This is a genomic window from Burkholderia sp. Bp8986, assembly GCF_003854225.1.
Classification (GTDB): Bacteria; Pseudomonadota; Gammaproteobacteria; order Burkholderiales; family Burkholderiaceae; genus Burkholderia.
Genome location: NZ_QTQM01000035.1, coordinates 40,438 through 56,087, shown reverse-complemented (window position 1 = coordinate 56,087; position 15,650 = coordinate 40,438). Strand labels below are relative to the sequence as shown.

The following is a 15,650-nucleotide window of genomic DNA, read 5'->3' as shown; positions in this document are numbered from 1 at the left end:
GCGCGGTGCCGGATTGAACGTTGGCTGGGGTCAAGCTGCCTCCTGGATTGTCATGCGCGATGCAGCGGCCTGCGCGGGCAGGAATGCCCGCGAGCGCCCTGCAAGGCGCCGCGCGCCCGGGCGGCGCGCGGCGCGGGTCGACCGCGGGGAGCGGTCAGCGGCCGAGGCCGGCCATCAGCGTGTACTTGAGTTCCACGTATTCGTCGAGGCCGTACTTCGAGCCTTCGCGGCCGAGCCCCGATTGCTTGACGCCGCCGAACGGCGCGACTTCGGTCGAGATGATCCCGTCGTTGACGCCGACCATCCCGCTCTCGAGCGCACCCGACACGCGCCACGCGCGGCCGAGGTCGCGCGTGTAGAAGTACGCGGACAGCCCGAACGGCGTGTCGTTGGCCGCGGCGACGGCCTCTTCCTCGGTCGTGAAGCGGAAGCAGCCGGCGACGGGACCGAAGGTTTCCTCTTCGGCGATCAGCATGTCGGCCGTCATGCCGGTCAGCACGGTCGGCTCGTAGAACGTGCCGCCGAGCGCGTGGCGCTTGCCGCCGGTGAGCGCGTGCGCGCCCTTCGCGGTTGCATCGGCCACGTGCCGCTCGACCTTGCCGAGCGCCGCCTCGTTGATCAGCGGCCCCTGGTCGACCTCACCGGCGAGCGCGTTGCCGACGCGTAGCGTGCGCACGGCGTCCGCCAGCTTGCGCGTGAACGCGTCGTACACGCCGTCCTGCACGAGAAAGCGGTTCACGCATACGCAGGTCTGGCCCGTGTTGCGGAACTTCGACGCGATCGCGCCCGTGACCGCCGCATCGAGATCGGCATCGTCGAACACGATGAACGGCGCGTTGCCGCCGAGTTCGAGCGACAGCTTCTTCAGCGTGTCGGCCGACTGCTTCGCGAGCAGCTTGCCGACCCGCGTCGAGCCCGTGAACGACAGCTTGCGCACGACGGACGAGCTCGTCAGCGTCTCGCCGATCGCGACCGCGTCGCCCGACACGACGTTGAACACGCCGGCCGGCACGCCCGCGCGCTCGGCCAGCACTGCGAGCGCGAACGCCGACAGCGGCGTTTCCTCGGACGGCTTCAGCACCATCGTGCAGCCGGCCGCGAGCGCGGGGCCGGCCTTGCGCGTGATCATCGCGAGCGGGAAGTTCCACGGCGTGATCGCCGCGACGACGCCGACCGGCTCGCGCGTGACCACGATCTGCGAATCCGGCTTCGGGCTCGGGATCACGTCGCCGTACATGCGCTTCGCTTCTTCCGCGAACCATTCGAGAAAGCTCGCCGCGTACGCGACTTCGCCGCGCGCTTCCGCGAGCGGCTTGCCTTGCTCGCGCGTCAGCAGCTCGGCGAGCGCATCGCGATGCTCGAGCATCAGCTTGCCCCAGCGCTTCACGCGTGCGCCGCGCTCCTTCGCGGTCAGCGCGCGCCACGCAGGAAACGCGTGCGCGGCCGCGTCGATGGCGCGCTGCGTGTCGTCGGCGCCGCCTTTCGCGACTTTCGCGATCGTCTCGCCGGTCGCGGGGTTCAGCACCGGATAGGTCGCATCGCTCGCGCCATGCGATTCGTGCCATTCGCCGCCGATGTAATGGCCGGTCCTCAGAAATTCGTTCATGGTGTGTCGTTCCTTCAGTGCATCGGAGCCGCAGCCCTTCAGTCCGTTGCGAAGCTGCCCTGCGCCGGACGCGACGCGCGCGCGATGCGCTTGCCGGCCGTGTAGTCGTTGATCAGGTCGCACGGCGTGTAGTTGCGTTCCAGTTCGTGCAGTTCTTCCTCGGTGAGCTGCGTTTCGAGCGCGCCGAGCGCGCTGTCGAACTGCGCGACGGAATCCGCGCCGACCAGCATGCTCGCGACGCCGGGGCGGCTCAGCACCCACGCCTGCGCGATCTGAGCGGGCGCTACGCCGCGGCGCTTCGCGACCTTCGCGACCGATTCCGCGATCGCGAGCGACGCAGCGTCGCCATACATCTGCGCGGTGAAGAAGTCGGTCTGGTTGCGCGTGGATTGCGGCTCGCAGGTCAGCAGGCCGCGCGCGAGCGGGCTGAACACCGACACGCCGACGCCCTGGTCGATGCAGTACGGCACCATCTCGCGCTCTTCCTCGCGATACGCGAGGTTCAGCTGCAGCTGCATGTTGATCGGCTTGTCCCAGCCGTTTCGTTCGCAGGCCTGCATGATTTTCGCGAACTGCCACGTGTACATCGTCGACACGCCGATATAGCGCGCCTTGCCCGCGCGCACGATGTCGTGCAGCGCGCTCATGGTTTCCTCGACGGGCGTGTTCACGTCGAAGAAGTGCAGCATGAAGATGTCGACGTAATCCATCCCGAGCCGCTTCAGCGACCCGTCGATGCCGTCGAGCACGTGCTTGCGCGAATGGCCGCCCGCGTTCGGATAACTGCCCATGTCGTAGCCGACCTTGGTCGTCACGACGAGCTCCTCGCGGCGCGCGTTGCGCTTCAGGATGCGACCGACCACTTCCTCGCCGACGCCCGTCGAATAGAAGTCCGCGAGATCGATGAAGTTGACGCCGGCGTCGAGCGCGCGGCGCACGATCGGCTCGCTCTGCGCTTCGTCGAAGATCCAGGGCTTCCATTCGGGGGTGCCCATGTTCATCGTGCCGAGACACAGGCGGGACACCTTCAGGCCGGACTGGCCGAGGCGGACGTATTCCATGTTTCCTCCAGGTGCGGCCTTGTGTCGGCCGCTTGTCGTCGTCAGTTTTTCTTCGGGGTGTAGAACGGGTTCGACACGTCGCGCGCGGCGGCGAACACCGCATCGCGATGCGGCAGCCCTTCCATCGCGGCGACGATCGCGTTGCGGCACGCGCGATAGTTGTTCTCGAACACGGCATCGAGATCGTCGGTCTGCGGGTTCACCCAGTTCGCCGACACGACGACCCAGTCGTTTTCCGCCTCGGGCGGCAGCGTGCCGTTCTCGAGCGCTTCGGCCACGGCCTTCGCGATGCCGGCCTGCGACGCGCCCCACGTGGCGTTGCCGTGGAAATCGTTGGCGATCTGCGCCTTGTTGACGTACAGCGTGAGCGGCTTGGTCGGCACGCCCGGCTGCGCGATCACGACGAACGGCGCATGGCCGGCCGACGGCGTCGCGAGGGCCGTGGCGAACGCCTGGCCCGCCGGGCCGTTGCGCGGGCCGACCAGCACGTTGATGTGCGCGAGGTTGACGCCGGGGCCTTCGAAGCCTTCGCCGATGTAAAGCTGCCTGGGTTGAGATGCGGTCATTGCGGTGTCTCGTCGATTAGGTTGGGAGTGAGGCGATTGTGGTGGGCCGCGGCGCGGCCGGTGAATCGATGTTTTCTGATCGGGCTATGAGTTTTCGTCGTCTCCGGGAATGCCCTGGGCCCGGCGCGCGGAGGCCCGCCGGGCGGGCCTCGGCCGGCGTCGTGACGGCGGGCGGGGCGTGGTCGGCGGGTGGGCATTCGCGAACCGGCTCCGGGTTTGTCATACCCGGGCAGGGGTTGGAGGGCCGGGCGCTTCCGGACAACAATCGGCGTGCTCCGAGCCCTATCTTTCGTCTTCCCTTCTTTTTTCGAAAGCGAGTAATTCCGATGGCTGCCATTCAAAGGCCCGATTGGTCGAAGCTCAGTTCGCTCGATCCCGAGCTGATCCGCGCATTCGTCGCCGTCGTCGAGAGCGGCGGCTTCACCGCTGCGGCCCGGCAACTGCATCGCACGCAATCGACGATCAGCCTGCGCATCCGCACGCTCGAGGAGCGGCTCGACACGCACCTGTTCATGCGCAACAGCCGGCGGCTCGAACTGTCGCGCGACGGCGAGAATTTCCTGATCCATGCGCGCCGCATCATCCAGGTGCAGAACGACGCGATCCTTGCGCTGAAGCAGGCGAGCAGCGACCGCGGCGTCGTGCGCTTCGGGCTGCCCGAGGACTATGCGGAGCTGTGGCTGCCCGACCTGCTGAAGTCGTTCTATGCGATGCGGCCGGGCGCGCGCTTCCACGTGCATTGCCGCACCTCGCTCGAACTGCTCGAACGGCTGCAGGCCGGCGAGCTCGACGTCGCGCTCGTCGTGCGGCACGGGCCGAACGCGGGCGGGCGGCTGCTCGGCCGGCACGAGGTCGTGTGGGCCGCGCACCGCGATTTCGCGCTCGGCCCGCAGGCGTCGGTGCCGCTCGCGCTGTTTCCGGAGACGTGCTGCTACCGGCAGCGCGGGCTGCAGGCACTCGCGACGGCCGAGCGGCCGTATCACGTCGTTTATACGAGCCAGAGCCCGACCGGCATCAAGATCGCGGTGAACCACGGCGCGGCCGTGACGATGATCGACCGCTGCACGCTGCCCGAGAACTGGCGCGTGCTCGACGAGACGGACGGGCTGCCGCCGCTGCCGGCGGCCGATCTCGAACTGCATCGCTCGCCGGGCATCTGCGATCCGCTGACCGACGATCTGGTTTCGCTGATCGAATCGATGGTCGACGAGCGGCGGCGCGCGTCGCTCGAAGCGTTCGCTTAGCGGGGCGGCGCAAACGCGGGTGAGATTGACGCGAACCGCGGCGCGCGGCCGCAACGCGCGCATGACGATCGCGCGGCCCGCCGCAGCTCGGTGTCGTGTTATGTCCCCCGTGCCGTTTTTTGCACGGGCGGCCCGGTTTTTTGCACGACGTTTATCCGGTCTCTTCTAAGCTGGGGACGTGTCGAACAGCCGGGACGGCCTCCGTCCGCTCCATGACCTTCATTCATCCCGTTCCCGCCTGCGATGTCGCCGGCCGCCCGTTGCGCGCCGGCGCACCCAGCAATGTCATTCCGTTCCCGGCGCCGCGCCCGCGCCTGCAGTTGCCCGTCACCTTGACGGCCGATTCCGGCGAACGCGCGCACGCCCGGCTCGCGGCGCTGCTGCATTCCCCGCTCGGCGTGTATGTCGTCAGCGCGCGTGCCGTGCGCGACGTGGTCCACGTGCACTTCGACATCGCGCCGGAAGACCTGGATTTCACCCTGCACATGCTGATCGCGCAGCAGGCCGATGCGGTGATCGGGCCGGTCGCGCGCCGGTTGCATGTCGGGCCGAGCCCACGGTGAAGCCGGGAACGGTTGTTGCTCGTGGGTTGTCGTTCGTTCCTTGATGGCTTGTCCGATCCGCCGCCCGATCGCCGGTCGCCGTGTCGCCCGCCCGCAGGCGGCGAACCGGCGCGCGATGCTGCGTGCGCGGCGCCGATCACGAATACGGAGGAGTCATGGATCTATTGGAAGCCGTACCTGTCGCGCGGCCGACGAGCAGCCGGTTACGGACGGCGTCGCTGCCGTCCGGCCAGCAACTCGCGCGTCAGCTCGTGACGACGGTGCGCGTGGCCGAAATGCTGCTGCATCAGGCGATCGTCGTGCCCGACCGGCACCAGTGGTCGGTGGACACCGAGCGGGTCGACGCGGCCGGCGGGCCGCTCGAGGCCTGGGAGAGCTTCGTGACCTGGCGGATCGGCAAGGTGTTCGCAGCGTCGGTGAGCCCCGCCGCGCGCGTCAACGATCGCGACCAGGTCGCGGTCGAGATCCGGCTCTGCCTGCCCGAGCAGGACTACGTGGCCGGGCGGCGCGTGAGCACTTTCGGCCGCCGCCATGGCAACCGCTTCGGCGCGACGCTGTCGGTCGTGCCGGGCGCGCAGTGGGGCTGGCAACGCGCGGAGCACGTCGCGCCGGAACACGCGCAGGTATGCGGCGATACGCTGGAAGCGCTCGTCGATCGGGTGGCCGCGAACGTCAATGCGGCGCTGGGCGCGGCCGGGTTCGGCGCGACACGCTGATCACGCGTCGCCGGTCTGCCCGGTTTGCCGCTGCAGGTCTTCCATCAGCTGTTCCGCGAGAAAGTCGCACGGCGGGCGCTTCGATTTCGTGCTGCGCGCGAGGATCAGTTCGAGCGGCGGCAAATCGGGCAGCCCGTGCGAGCGGCCGAGCATCGACAGTTGCGCGGGAATCGCGCAGCGCGCGAGCGGCGCGACCGCGAGGCCGGCCTCGACCATGCTGAGCAGACCGAGCAGGCTCGGGCTTTCATACGAAGTGCGGAACGGCAGCTTCGCGCGTTCGAGGCTGCGGATCGCGTTCTCGCGCGCGACGCTGCCCGGCATGAACACCGCGATCGGCAGCGGCCGTTCTTCCCATACGCGCGGCCCGTTCGTCATCGCGGCCCACGCCATCGGCTCGTGGCGGATGAAGTCGCCGGACAGCCCCTTGATGCGCGTGCCGCACACGAGATCGACCGTGCCGTCCTTCAGGAGCGGCGCGAGCGCGCTGCTCGGCAGCCCGATCACCTGGATCTCGACCTTCGGATAGGTCGCCGAAAATTTCTTCAGCACCGACGGCAGCAGCGACGACGCATAGTCGTCCGGCACGCCGATGACCACCTTACCCGTCACTTCCGGCCGCACCACGGCCGCCCACGCCTCGTCGCGCAGCGCCAGCATTCGTCTGGCGAATCCCAGCAGCACCTCGCCTTCGCGCGTCAGCACGATGCTGCGCGGCTTGCGCACGAACAGCGGCCGGCCGATCGCGTCTTCCAGGCTCTTGATCTGCATGCTCACGGCCGATTGCGAGCGGTTCACCGCTTCGGCGGCGCGGGTCATGTTGCCGGTTTCCGCGACGGCGACGACGGTGGCCAGCACGTCGTGATCGAGCATCTTCATCGGTATCAGGAAAACTGAACGTAACGATCAGCATTATGCGTTTTTATTGTCGCTGTGTGTCTGCCATAGTGGCATCGAGCCGGCCGCATCGTTCGATGCGGTGCGGCGATCACGCCGGCGTGCCCGGCACGCAGCGCCGAACAGGGAAGAGTGGTGTACCGATGATGGATCATCCATTGCGTGCCGCACTGGCCGCGGAATTGCATGCGCGGCCGTTCCTGCGGCTCGCCGAAGCCGTGTCGCTCACGCACTACGCGATCTACGCGGACGGCCAGCCCGACATCCACGAAACGCTGCTGCACGCGCTGTGCCGCGACACCGGCATTGCCGCGCCGCAGGACGGCGCGACCCACTACGCGGTGCAATCGCCGGGCGGCTGGTACCTGAAGTGGGAGCGCCACACCGAATTCTCGACCTTCACGTTCGTCGCGCCGCGCCGCGACACCGGTTATTTCGACGATCTCGCGATCGAAGGGATTCCGGCCGCCTGGTTCGCACGGCTCGCGGGCATCCGCTTCGTCGCGGTGCGCATGGAGTTGCTGTCGGGCGATGCCGCGCGGCTCGTGTGCGGCGACCTGCGCCGCTGGATCGACGGGCCCGCGCTCGTCGGCAGCAACGTGCTCGGCGGCGGCAAGGTGTACTGCGACTGGCATGTGCGCGACGACGGCTTCATGCGCTTTCTCGTCGTCGACGAGGATTTCCGCGAGGAGCAGGGCGGCCGCCTGCTGCAACGCCTCCATGAAATCGAGACGTACCGGATGATGGCGCTGCTCGCGTTGCCGGTCGCACGGCGGATGAGCCGCGAGCTCGACGAGATCCACGCTGCGCTGCATGCGCTGATGCAGCGGATGGACGCGGGCGGCGCCGACGGCGACGACGCGGCCTTGCTCGTGAAGCTCACGCATCTCGCGGTGCGGGTCGAAGCGCTGTCGGGGTCCGGCGGCCGCTTCAGCGCGTCGCGTGCTTACGAAAAGCTCGTGCTGGCGCGCATCCACGAGCTGCGCGAGGAGCGCATCGAAGGGATGCCGACGATCGCGGAGTTCATGGAGCGGCGCTTCGCGCCGGCGATGGAAACCTGCCGCAGCGTGTGGGCGCGTCACGAGCAGATCGCCGCGCGGATCGCCCGCGCGGTCGACCTGCTGCGCACGCGTGTGAATCTCGCGCAGGAAAAGGACGTCACGCGCCTGCTGGCGGGCATGGAGCGCACCGCGCGCAACCAGCTGCATCTGCAGCATGCGGTCGAAGGGCTGTCGGTGGCGGCCATTTCGTACTACGTGCTGTCGCTCGCGACCGCGGCGTTCAAGGCGCTGCACGTGATGAACCTGCCGGTCGATCCCGAACTCGCGGAAGGCCTGTTGATCGCGCCGGTCGTGTTCGCGGTGATTCACATCACGCGGCGCACGCGCGCGCAGCTCGCGCGGTCGGAGGCCGCGCATGGCGGCGCAACCGTGCAAGCGGCGGCGTTGAAACAGGCAAATTGAATCAGAACATCGACGACATATCGAAAGGAGTGGAGATGACTTTTACGCAATCGCAAGCGGGTTTTTTCACTGGCTACGACGCATTCGACGAACCCGTTCGGGATGACGCCGGCGCGCCGGAAGAGGTGCGCGTGACGTCGTATCAGGCCGTGCTGCAGGAGCCGATGACGTCGCTCGTCGGCAGCACGATCGATCGGCCGGATGTCGCGGCGGTGGCGATTCTCGGGTACAACTGACGCCTGGTCGTTCCGCGCCGCGTCGATTCACGACGTCCGCCGTGGGCGCTGCAGGCCCGGCGGCCCCTTCACGTACACCTTCACGCCATGAACGCGCATCCCGCCGTTTCGCTTCAACTGACCGACATCGAGCAGCCGGCCGCACGCGACCTCATCAGCCGCAAGCTCGGCGAGTTCAACCACGCGATGACGGGCCGATCCGACACGGCGGCGCTCGACGTCTACGTGACCGATCCCGCGACCGGCGAGGTCGTGGGCGGCCTCACCGGCCGGACGTCGCTGGGCCTCTTCTTCATCGACCTCTTTTACCTGCCGGAATCGCTGCGTGGCGGCGGTTTCGGCAGCCGGCTGCTGCGCGAGGCCGAAGCGGAAGCGAAGCGGCGCGGGTGTGCCCGCGCGGTGCTGTACACGATTACGTTCCAGGCGCCGGACTTCTACCGGAAGCACGGTTACGAGGCGTTCGGCGAGGTGCCGTGCGAGCCGGAAGGGACGGCGCGCGTGTTCATGGTCAAGACGCTTTGAGCGAGGTAGCCTGACGTCACCGCGCCGGCGTCGCTACCGAAGACCGGCGGGATCGCAGCATGTGCTGCATCGACGGCAACGGGTAGCGCGACGCCGTCCACGCCGACCCGGAGGCATATCGTGACAACGCCACTCGATCAATACGCCAGACAGTACGTGCGATTCGAAGACGAACGCACGCGGCCTGTCCGCGACCTGCTGGCCGCCGTGCCGGACACGCCGATCCATACCGCGCTCGACATCGGCTGCGGGCCCGGCAATTCGACCGAAGCGCTGATCGCGCGTGCACCCGACGCGACGGTGCGCGGGATCGACGCGTCGCCGGACATGATCGCGGCCGCGCGCAAGCGCCTGCCCGCGCTGCGTTTCGATCTCGCGGATGTCTCCACGTGGGATGATCCGGGCGGCTACGACCTGATCCTGTCGAACGCGGTGCTGCAATGGGTGCCGGCGCACGACACGCTGTTTCCGTCGCTCGTCGGCCGGCTCGCGCCGGGCGGCCATCTCGCGGTGCAGATGCCCGACAACCTCGACGAACCCGCGCACCGGCTGATGCGCGCGGTCGCCGCGGGCGGGCCCTGGGCGGACAAGCTCAAAGGCGCGGCGCGCACCGAGCGGTTCGACGCGCGGTATTACTACGCGCTGCTGTCGCCGTCGTGTTCGCGGGTGGATGTCTGGCGCACGACCTACTACCATCCGCTGCGCGGCGGCGCCGACGCGGTCGTCGAATGGTTCAAGGGCAGCGCGCTGCGGCCGTTCCTCGCGGCACTCGATGAAGGCGAACGCGACGCGTTCGTCGCGCGCTATCGCGATGCGCTCGCCGGTCCGGATGGCTACCCGTCGCTCGACGACGGCACCGTGCTGCTGCCGTTCCCGCGCCTGTTCATCGTCGCGACGCGGAAGTAAGGCGCAAGCAAAGGCGCAAGCAGGACCGGAGCGGGCGGCGGTGGGCCGTCGGTCAGGACAGCGGCCGCATCGATTCCGGATCGACCGTCCGGCTCTTCGCGCTTTGCCCGTCGCGCAGATCCTTGTACCAGAAGAGGGCGACTTCCCCGTCGTTCGCGCCGTCGGCGTACAGGAAGCGGTCGTGGCCGCCCACGACGAAGCCCGCCCGCGCGTACGTGCAGCAGGCCGCGACGTTGTTCGCCTGCGTTTCGAGCCGCATGAAGCCGAACCCGCGGCTGCGCGCCCACGCTTCCGCGGCCGCGAGCAGGAACTGGCCGATCCCCTGCCGCCGGCAGCTGCGATCGACCGCGAGTTCCGCGATCTCGGCCATCCCGTTCCAGCTTTCGGTGATCGCGACGAATCCCGCGAGGCGCCCGCCCGCGCTCGCGCGGAACAGCGCGGTGCCGCCGGACGCCTCGCGCGCCCAGCCGGCCGGATCGAAGCCGTAGTCCTTGCGCTGCACGGGCAGCGCGCGCAAATCGAGCAGATCCTGGTACGGCGCATTCAGCTCCCACGCGATCTCGAACGAAAAGTCGCATCCGTTCAGTTCGTCGGCGGGCAGATCGACCGCCTGTTCGATGCTGATGTGCTCGGCTCGGTCCATGTGTCGGTGTCCTGTCTTCAGCGGGATTGCCTGGTCTTCCCCCGGGGCGGGCGGCGGCGCCTTGCAGCGAGAGCCGGATCGCACCCGTTCCTGTTTTGAATTGATGCGCTCGCACGATGTCTCTTCCCGCGGCGGCGCTCAACGCCCGATTATGCGGGATATCGGCGCGGACTCATCCGCATCTCGTCTCGTGGCGGAGCGCCGATCCCGGCCATGCCGCGTATTCGTCGGCGCATTGCTTCATTTGGCAGGGCGATGCGACCACGCAACGGATTGCTCATACGGAATCCACACGGCCCGATTGCCGGAGACCCTCATGGGGGCCGCCTCGCGGTTCGACTATGCTGAATTGTCCGCGGCCGGAATTCCGCGCCGCGACGCGGCGAACCTGCGATGACGGGAGGGGGCGATGAGCGAACAAGACAACGTGCAACTCGTGCAGCAGGCATACGCGGCGTTCGGCCGCGCGGATATCGAGGGCATTCTGCAGACGCTGTCCGACAGCGTCGACTGGTTCATCCCGGGGCCGGCCGACGTCGTTCCGTTCGTCGGCAGACGACATGGGCCGCAGGCGGTCGCGGCGTTCTTCGCGGCGCTTGCGTCGACGCAGACCGCGGAACGCTTCGAGCCGCTCGAGTTCATCGCGAGCGGCAACCGGGTCGTCGTGCTCGGCACGCAACGCTGGCGTGTCCATTCGACCGGGCGCACTTACGAGGACGACTGGGTGCACCTGCTCACGATCGAAAGCGGGAAGATCGCGGCGTTCGTCGAGTATCACGATACGGAGGCCGAAGCGGCCGCGCATCGACGGTGACGGTGCCGAAGATGCGCCGGGCCGCTGTGCCCGGCGGCTTCGGCATCCCGCGCGGCCGGCATGGCCCGCGGTGCCGCGCCGGCCCGCCGGGCACGGTGTCGCAGGCGGCCTGAACGGCCGCGCAGGTCAATCGATCGCGCGCATCGCGTGGCGCAGTTCCTGGTAGCTGCGCAGGCCCGTCACGCCGAGTTCGCGGCCGATTCCGCTGAGCCCGAAGCCGCCCCAGCACACATGCGGGTAGATGAGTTGCGGCGCGTTGATCCACACGAGTCCGGCACGCACGCGTGCCTGAAACTGCTTCGCGATTTCCGCGTCGCGCGTCACGACGGTCGCGACGAGCCCGTAGCGCGTGTCGTTCGCGAGCGCGATCGCCTCGTCGTCGGTGCGGAACGACTTCACGCACGCGACCGGGCCGAACACCTCGTCGGTCCACAGCAGATTGTCGGCGGGCGGCTCCGCGACCACGACGGGCGCCATGAAGAAGCCATTGCCGCCGGCCTCGGCGACGCGCCCGCTGAACGCGACGCGCGCGCCCGCCGCGATGCCTTGCGCGAGCATCGCCTCGACGCGCGTGCGTTGCGCGGCCGAGATCATCGGCCCCATCGCGACCTCCGCGGTGGCAGGCGGCGCGACGACGAGCGCGCGCACGGCCGTCTCGAACGCGGCCATGAAGCTGCGATAGAGGCTGTCGTGCACGAGGATGCGCGCGGTGGCCGAGCACATCTGGCCCGCGTTCGTGAAGGCGCCGGCGACCGCGAGCGACACCGCGACGTCGAGATCGGCGTCGTCGCGCACGATCAGCGACGACTTGCCGCCGAGTTCGAGCGTCACGCGCTTCATGTCCTCGGCCGCGGCCTGCATGACCTTGCGGCCGGCGGCCGTGCTGCCGGTAAACGAGATCTTGTCGATCAGCGGATGCGCGGTCAGCGCCGCGCCGACCTCGGCGCCGCCGTTCACGACGTTGACGACGCCGTCCGGCACGCCGGCTTCGGCGATCAGGTCGAGCAGCGCGTGCTCGGCCGGCGACGTCAGTTCGGACGGCTTCAGCACGACCGTGCAGCCGGCCGCGAGCGCGGGCGCGAGCTTCCACGCGGTCGTGACCATCGGGAAGTTCCACGGCACGATCAGCGCGGCGACGCCGAGCGCGTCGTGGAAGCGCTCGGCCGCGACGGTGTCGCTCGGCAACGCGACGGGCTCGGCCTCGAACAGCGCCGGGTTTCCGCACAGCGTCGCGTAATACGCGAACGTCGCGGCGACGTCGCCGACGTCGGCGTCGGCCTCGAACGGCGGCTTGCCGCTCACCTGCATCTGCAGCGCCGCGAGCCGCTCGCGGTCGGCTTCGACGCGCTCGGCGATCGTCGCGAGCAGGCGGCCGCGCTCGGCGGGCGGCGTGTCGCGCCAGCGGGCGAACGCGTCGCGCGCGGCGCGGACCGCGGCGTCGACGTGCGCGGCCGTCGCGAATTCCTGCCAGCCGATCGTCGCGCCGGTCGACGCATCGAAGATCGGCGCGCCGGCTTCATCGGAATGCGTGCGCACGGGCTGGCCGGCGATGCGCGCGGCGGGCAGCACGATGGCCGCGGCGGAAGGGGAAAGCTCGGCGGTGGACATGAACGTGTTCCTGTCGATCGGATTAGCGGTAGGCGACGCCCGGCATCACGCAGAGCATCTCGAATGCGAGGTTCGCGCCGACGAGCGCGGTGGTGCCGGTCGGATCGTACGGCGGCGACACTTCGACGAGATCCGCGCCGACGATGTTCAACCCCTTCATCCCGCGAATGATCTCGAGACCCTGCTGCACCGACAGGCCGCCGATTTCCGGCGTGCCGGTGCCGGGCGCGAACGACGGATCGAGACCGTCGATGTCGAAGCTGAGATACACCGGCGTGTCGCCCACGCGTTCGCGCACCTGCGCCATCAGCGGCGCGAGCGACCGGTTCCAGCATTCCTCCGCCTGCACGACGGTGAAGCCCTGCTGGCGGCACCAGTCGAAATCGTCCGCGTGATAGCCGGTGCCGCGCAGGCCGATCTGCGTGACCTTGTCGCATTGCAGCAGACCGTCTTCCACCGCGCGGCGGAACGGCGTGCCGTGCGCGATCTTCTCGCCGAACATCGTGTCGTTCACGTCCGCGTGCGCGTCGACGTGCACCACGGCGACCTTGCCGTATTTCCTGTGCAGCGCGCGCAGGATCGGCCACGCGATCGTGTGGTCGCCGCCGAGCGTGATCGGCCGGCAGCCGTGCGCGACGATCTCGTCATACGCGTGCTCGATGCGGCGCACCGAATCCTTCAGGTCATACGGGTTGGTCGCGACGTCGCCGATGTCGGCGACCTGCAGCGAATCGAACGGCGCCGCGCGCGTGGCCATGTTGTACGGGCGCAGCAGCACGGATTCGGTGCGGATCTGGCGCGGGCCGAAGCGCGAACCCGAGCGGTTCGACGTGCCGAGGTCGAGCGGCACGCCGACGAAGCACACGTCGAGGCCGTCGGTCGTGTCGGCCTGCGGCAGGCGCATCATCGTGGCGATGCCGCCAAAGCGCGGCATCTCGTTGCCGCCCATCGGCTGGTTCAGTTCGCGGTGCATGGGGCCGTCTCCTCTTTATGGTGAAAAGCGATCGGCCGATGGTAGAGGAGAACGCGGGCGCGAAGATCTTGAAGTCGCAACGTTTACATCGACGGGTCTCGATGCGAACGGCGGCGCCGCATCGACGCGCGACCGGATCAGTCGGCGATCGCGGGCGGCGCGACCGGATCAGTCGGCGTCGTCGCCGTCGTTGCCTACGTGGTCACGCGTTGCGGCCGCAGGAAACGCCGGCACGGCCGAGCCCCACGCAGCCAGTTCGCGCTTCGTGCGCACCCCGAGCTTCGCGAACGCACGCTTCACGTACGACTCGGCCGACGCGACGCGCACGCCGAGGATGTCGGCGGTTTCCGGCACGGTCTTGCCGGAGATCAGGTGCTTGCAGGTTTCGTATTCGCGCTTCGACAGCTTCACGCCGTCGGCCGCGATCCGCGCGTCGAACTGCGCGAGCGGATGCACGTCGGGCGTCGGGTGCGCGATGCGCCGCGCGGCGGTGGTCGATGCGTGCAGCTCGAGCAGCGGGAACAGCACGTCGCTGATGCTGCGAAAGCGGTTCATTTCGGCGAGCGTGAACGGCGGGCGGTCGCGGCCGCGTTCCAGCGCGATCGAATGCTGCGCATAGCGGGTGCCGCGCGCGAGCACGCATTCATGGGCGATATGCACGTCGTCGAACAGCCGCTGGCGGAATTCGCCGGGCGGGATCGCCGCGATGTCGCGCACGACCAGCATCGTGCCCGTCTTGCCGCGCAGCCCCGCGAACAGCGGGTCGCTGTCGAGAAAGCGCTCGTAGTAGAGCGTCATCACGTCGGAGATGTCGGCGGTCGCGGTGCCGATGCCGCTGCTGCCGATCCATTCGCAGCGGTAGCCGGTGGGCATCGTGCCGTCGACGCGCGAGCGCTCGACGTGCGCGACGTCGAGCGGCACGACGTCGTTCAGCAGTTGCGTGAGACGCGGCACGAAGTGCGGCGTGCCGACCGTCTCGATCAGCTCGCCCAGCGCCTTGAACGACACGTTGAAGCGGTCGGTGTCGCGGTGGAAGGGGTTCACGTTGAGCAGCATGCGGTTCCCCGGTGAAAAGCGGCGGCGATTCTAGCGTCCGAAGTCAAAAACGTCATTAGGGGGAAATACGGTACGGAGTCCTGCGACCCTGCGCGCCGCGGAAAACGCGGTTTGTCCCCCCCGCAGGGGGGCATACCGGGGCAGTGTAAATGAGTAACTTTGTCTCTGCTTTTTTCAATCGAGAGACGAAAGATTCAAATGACCAAACTGATCAAGGACATCCTGCCGCTGGGCGCAGGCGTGGGCGAATTCACGAAGCTCGACTTCGGGATGGACGAAAGCGATTGGCGCGCGGCCGAAGGCAAGAGCGGCAGCTACCTCATCGGCTGGTGGGAAGGCAAGGTCGGCTCCGTGGAGTTCCCGGAAACCGCGGCGGACGAAGCGGTGTGGCTCGTAGAGGGCCGGATCGCGCTGACCGATGTCGAAGGCAACCGCAAGGAATTCACGCCGGGCCAGGGCTACCTGCTGCCGGCCGGTTTCGCGGGCCGCTGGGAAACGATCGAGGACGCGAAGAAGTTCTACGTGCTGCTCGAGAAGTCGTGATGTGAGCGGCCGCCGTGGCGTCGTCGTCAGGTGGACGCGAGGCCCGGCGGCGGCGTTTTCGACCGACTGCAGGCGACGTCCGTCGCGCGGGTGTCGAAGGCGCGCGTCGCGGCTTACGGTGCATCGCGCCGATCGTCACCGTCGGCGCAACCGAGGCAACCGCGGCGATAGAAGTAATCGGCGCAATCGCTGAATTCGGCGAATTCGGCACGCCGTGCACGCATCGCACGCGCGGG

The 15,650-nt window shown here is 68.5% G+C and carries 17 protein-coding genes; 9 read left to right on the top strand and 8 right to left on the bottom strand.

Going from position 1 to position 15,650, the window contains the following annotated elements; translation table 11 throughout:
- Nucleotides 1-154 precede the first annotated feature (154 nt).
- Genes DID99_RS26415 through fae form a run of 3 tightly spaced genes read right to left on the bottom strand, consistent with a single transcriptional unit; the run spans nt 155 to nt 3,233 of the window.
- A complete protein-coding gene (locus DID99_RS26415; RefSeq protein ID WP_124523431.1) occupies nt 155-1,606 on the bottom strand; it encodes an NAD-dependent succinate-semialdehyde dehydrogenase in 1,452 nt (483 codons plus the stop codon).
- Between the two features lie 38 nt (nt 1,607-1,644).
- A complete protein-coding gene (locus DID99_RS26410) occupies nt 1,645-2,667 on the bottom strand; it encodes an aldo/keto reductase (RefSeq protein ID WP_124523429.1) in 1,023 nt (340 codons plus the stop codon).
- A gap of 41 nt (nt 2,668-2,708) precedes the next feature.
- On the bottom strand, nt 2,709-3,233 hold the full coding sequence (gene fae, locus DID99_RS26405; RefSeq protein ID WP_124520836.1) for a formaldehyde-activating enzyme: 525 nt from the start codon (nt 3,231-3,233) through the stop codon (nt 2,709-2,711).
- A gap of 326 nt (nt 3,234-3,559) precedes the next feature.
- Here fae and DID99_RS26400 point away from each other — a divergent pair, with 326 nt between their 5' ends.
- The 3 genes from DID99_RS26400 to DID99_RS26390 all read left to right on the top strand — a co-directional run bounded on the left by DID99_RS26400 (nt 3,560) and on the right by DID99_RS26390 (nt 5,756).
- Nucleotides 3,560-4,477 (top strand): LysR family transcriptional regulator, encoded by a 918-nt coding sequence (locus tag DID99_RS26400; protein WP_044848054.1) that lies wholly within the window; start codon nt 3,560-3,562, stop codon nt 4,475-4,477.
- A 212-nt stretch (nt 4,478-4,689) separates the two neighbouring features.
- On the top strand, nt 4,690-5,040 hold the full coding sequence (locus DID99_RS26395) for a hypothetical protein (protein WP_124487143.1): 351 nt from the start codon (nt 4,690-4,692) through the stop codon (nt 5,038-5,040).
- Between the two features lie 155 nt (nt 5,041-5,195).
- Complete coding sequence (locus tag DID99_RS26390) at nt 5,196-5,756, top strand: hypothetical protein (RefSeq protein ID WP_124487032.1); 561 nt, start codon at nt 5,196-5,198, stop codon at nt 5,754-5,756.
- On the opposite strand, the gene DID99_RS26385 is transcribed toward DID99_RS26390, so the two are convergent.
- Nucleotides 5,757-6,632 carry a LysR family transcriptional regulator gene (locus DID99_RS26385; protein ID WP_044848057.1) on the bottom strand — a complete coding sequence of 292 codons (876 nt, stop codon included), beginning with the start codon at nt 6,630-6,632 and terminating at the stop codon, nt 5,757-5,759.
- A 161-nt stretch (nt 6,633-6,793) separates the two neighbouring features.
- On the opposite strand from DID99_RS26385, the gene DID99_RS26380 reads away from it, so the two are divergent.
- From DID99_RS26380 to tam, 4 genes are all read left to right on the top strand, one after another.
- A complete protein-coding gene (locus DID99_RS26380; RefSeq protein WP_124523427.1) occupies nt 6,794-8,113 on the top strand; it encodes a DUF3422 family protein in 1,320 nt (439 codons plus the stop codon).
- Nucleotides 8,114-8,148: 35 nt separating this feature from the next.
- Nucleotides 8,149-8,349: a hypothetical protein gene (locus DID99_RS26375; protein WP_124487030.1), complete on the top strand. Its 201-nt coding sequence runs from the start codon at nt 8,149-8,151 to the stop codon at nt 8,347-8,349.
- Between the two features lie 87 nt (nt 8,350-8,436).
- Nucleotides 8,437-8,871 carry a GNAT family N-acetyltransferase gene (locus DID99_RS26370; RefSeq protein WP_044848060.1) on the top strand — a complete coding sequence of 145 codons (435 nt, stop codon included), beginning with the start codon at nt 8,437-8,439 and terminating at the stop codon, nt 8,869-8,871.
- Between the two features lie 120 nt (nt 8,872-8,991).
- A complete protein-coding gene (gene tam / locus DID99_RS26365; protein WP_124487029.1) occupies nt 8,992-9,777 on the top strand; it encodes a trans-aconitate 2-methyltransferase in 786 nt (261 codons plus the stop codon).
- Nucleotides 9,778-9,829: 52 nt separating this feature from the next.
- On the opposite strand, the gene DID99_RS26360 is transcribed toward tam, so the two are convergent.
- Nucleotides 9,830-10,420 carry a GNAT family N-acetyltransferase gene (locus tag DID99_RS26360; protein ID WP_044848062.1) on the bottom strand — a complete coding sequence of 197 codons (591 nt, stop codon included), beginning with the start codon at nt 10,418-10,420 and terminating at the stop codon, nt 9,830-9,832.
- Between the two features lie 409 nt (nt 10,421-10,829).
- On the opposite strand from DID99_RS26360, the gene DID99_RS26355 reads away from it, so the two are divergent.
- A complete protein-coding gene (locus DID99_RS26355) occupies nt 10,830-11,234 on the top strand; it encodes a nuclear transport factor 2 family protein (RefSeq protein ID WP_044848063.1) in 405 nt (134 codons plus the stop codon).
- A 126-nt stretch (nt 11,235-11,360) separates the two neighbouring features.
- Here DID99_RS26355 and DID99_RS26350 read toward each other — a convergent pair whose 3' ends face one another.
- The 3 genes from DID99_RS26350 to DID99_RS26340 form a co-directional block, all read right to left on the bottom strand.
- Nucleotides 11,361-12,842, bottom strand: coding sequence for an aldehyde dehydrogenase family protein (locus DID99_RS26350; protein WP_124523425.1), 1,482 nt, complete (start codon nt 12,840-12,842; stop codon nt 11,361-11,363).
- Nucleotides 12,843-12,864: 22 nt separating this feature from the next.
- The gene (speB, locus tag DID99_RS26345; protein WP_044848300.1) at nt 12,865-13,815 is read right to left on the bottom strand and encodes an agmatinase; all 951 of its coding nucleotides are present in this window, start codon (nt 13,813-13,815) and stop codon (nt 12,865-12,867) included.
- Between the two features lie 168 nt (nt 13,816-13,983).
- On the bottom strand, nt 13,984-14,871 hold the full coding sequence (locus DID99_RS26340; protein WP_124523423.1) for a helix-turn-helix transcriptional regulator: 888 nt from the start codon (nt 14,869-14,871) through the stop codon (nt 13,984-13,986).
- Between the two features lie 198 nt (nt 14,872-15,069).
- On the opposite strand from DID99_RS26340, the gene DID99_RS26335 reads away from it, so the two are divergent.
- On the top strand, nt 15,070-15,414 hold the full coding sequence (locus tag DID99_RS26335) for a cupin domain-containing protein (protein WP_124487026.1): 345 nt from the start codon (nt 15,070-15,072) through the stop codon (nt 15,412-15,414).
- Nucleotides 15,415-15,650 lie beyond the last annotated feature (236 nt).

What these genes read in the sequence shown, in the direction of transcription:
- DID99_RS26415 (WP_124523431.1), bottom strand. Translation starts at nt 1,606, where the DNA reads ATGAACGAATTTCTGAGGACCGGCCATTACATCGGCGGCGAATGGCAC.
- DID99_RS26410 (WP_124523429.1), bottom strand. Translation starts at nt 2,667, where the DNA reads ATGGAATACGTCCGCCTCGGCCAGTCCGGCCTGAAGGTGTCCCGCCTG.
- fae (WP_124520836.1), bottom strand. Translation starts at nt 3,233, where the DNA reads ATGACCGCATCTCAACCCAGGCAGCTTTACATCGGCGAAGGCTTCGAA.
- DID99_RS26400 (WP_044848054.1), top strand. Translation starts at nt 3,560, where the DNA reads ATGGCTGCCATTCAAAGGCCCGATTGGTCGAAGCTCAGTTCGCTCGAT.
- DID99_RS26395 (WP_124487143.1), top strand. Translation starts at nt 4,690, where the DNA reads ATGACCTTCATTCATCCCGTTCCCGCCTGCGATGTCGCCGGCCGCCCG.
- DID99_RS26390 (WP_124487032.1), top strand. Translation starts at nt 5,196, where the DNA reads ATGGATCTATTGGAAGCCGTACCTGTCGCGCGGCCGACGAGCAGCCGG.
- DID99_RS26385 (WP_044848057.1), bottom strand. Translation starts at nt 6,632, where the DNA reads ATGAAGATGCTCGATCACGACGTGCTGGCCACCGTCGTCGCCGTCGCG.
- DID99_RS26380 (WP_124523427.1), top strand. Translation starts at nt 6,794, where the DNA reads ATGATGGATCATCCATTGCGTGCCGCACTGGCCGCGGAATTGCATGCG.
- DID99_RS26375 (WP_124487030.1), top strand. Translation starts at nt 8,149, where the DNA reads ATGACTTTTACGCAATCGCAAGCGGGTTTTTTCACTGGCTACGACGCA.
- DID99_RS26370 (WP_044848060.1), top strand. Translation starts at nt 8,437, where the DNA reads ATGAACGCGCATCCCGCCGTTTCGCTTCAACTGACCGACATCGAGCAG.
- DID99_RS26360 (WP_044848062.1), bottom strand. Translation starts at nt 10,420, where the DNA reads ATGGACCGAGCCGAGCACATCAGCATCGAACAGGCGGTCGATCTGCCC.
- DID99_RS26355 (WP_044848063.1), top strand. Translation starts at nt 10,830, where the DNA reads ATGAGCGAACAAGACAACGTGCAACTCGTGCAGCAGGCATACGCGGCG.
- DID99_RS26350 (WP_124523425.1), bottom strand. Translation starts at nt 12,842, where the DNA reads ATGTCCACCGCCGAGCTTTCCCCTTCCGCCGCGGCCATCGTGCTGCCC.
- speB (WP_044848300.1), bottom strand. Translation starts at nt 13,815, where the DNA reads ATGCACCGCGAACTGAACCAGCCGATGGGCGGCAACGAGATGCCGCGC.
- DID99_RS26340 (WP_124523423.1), bottom strand. Translation starts at nt 14,871, where the DNA reads ATGCTGCTCAACGTGAACCCCTTCCACCGCGACACCGACCGCTTCAAC.
- DID99_RS26335 (WP_124487026.1), top strand. Translation starts at nt 15,070, where the DNA reads ATGACCAAACTGATCAAGGACATCCTGCCGCTGGGCGCAGGCGTGGGC.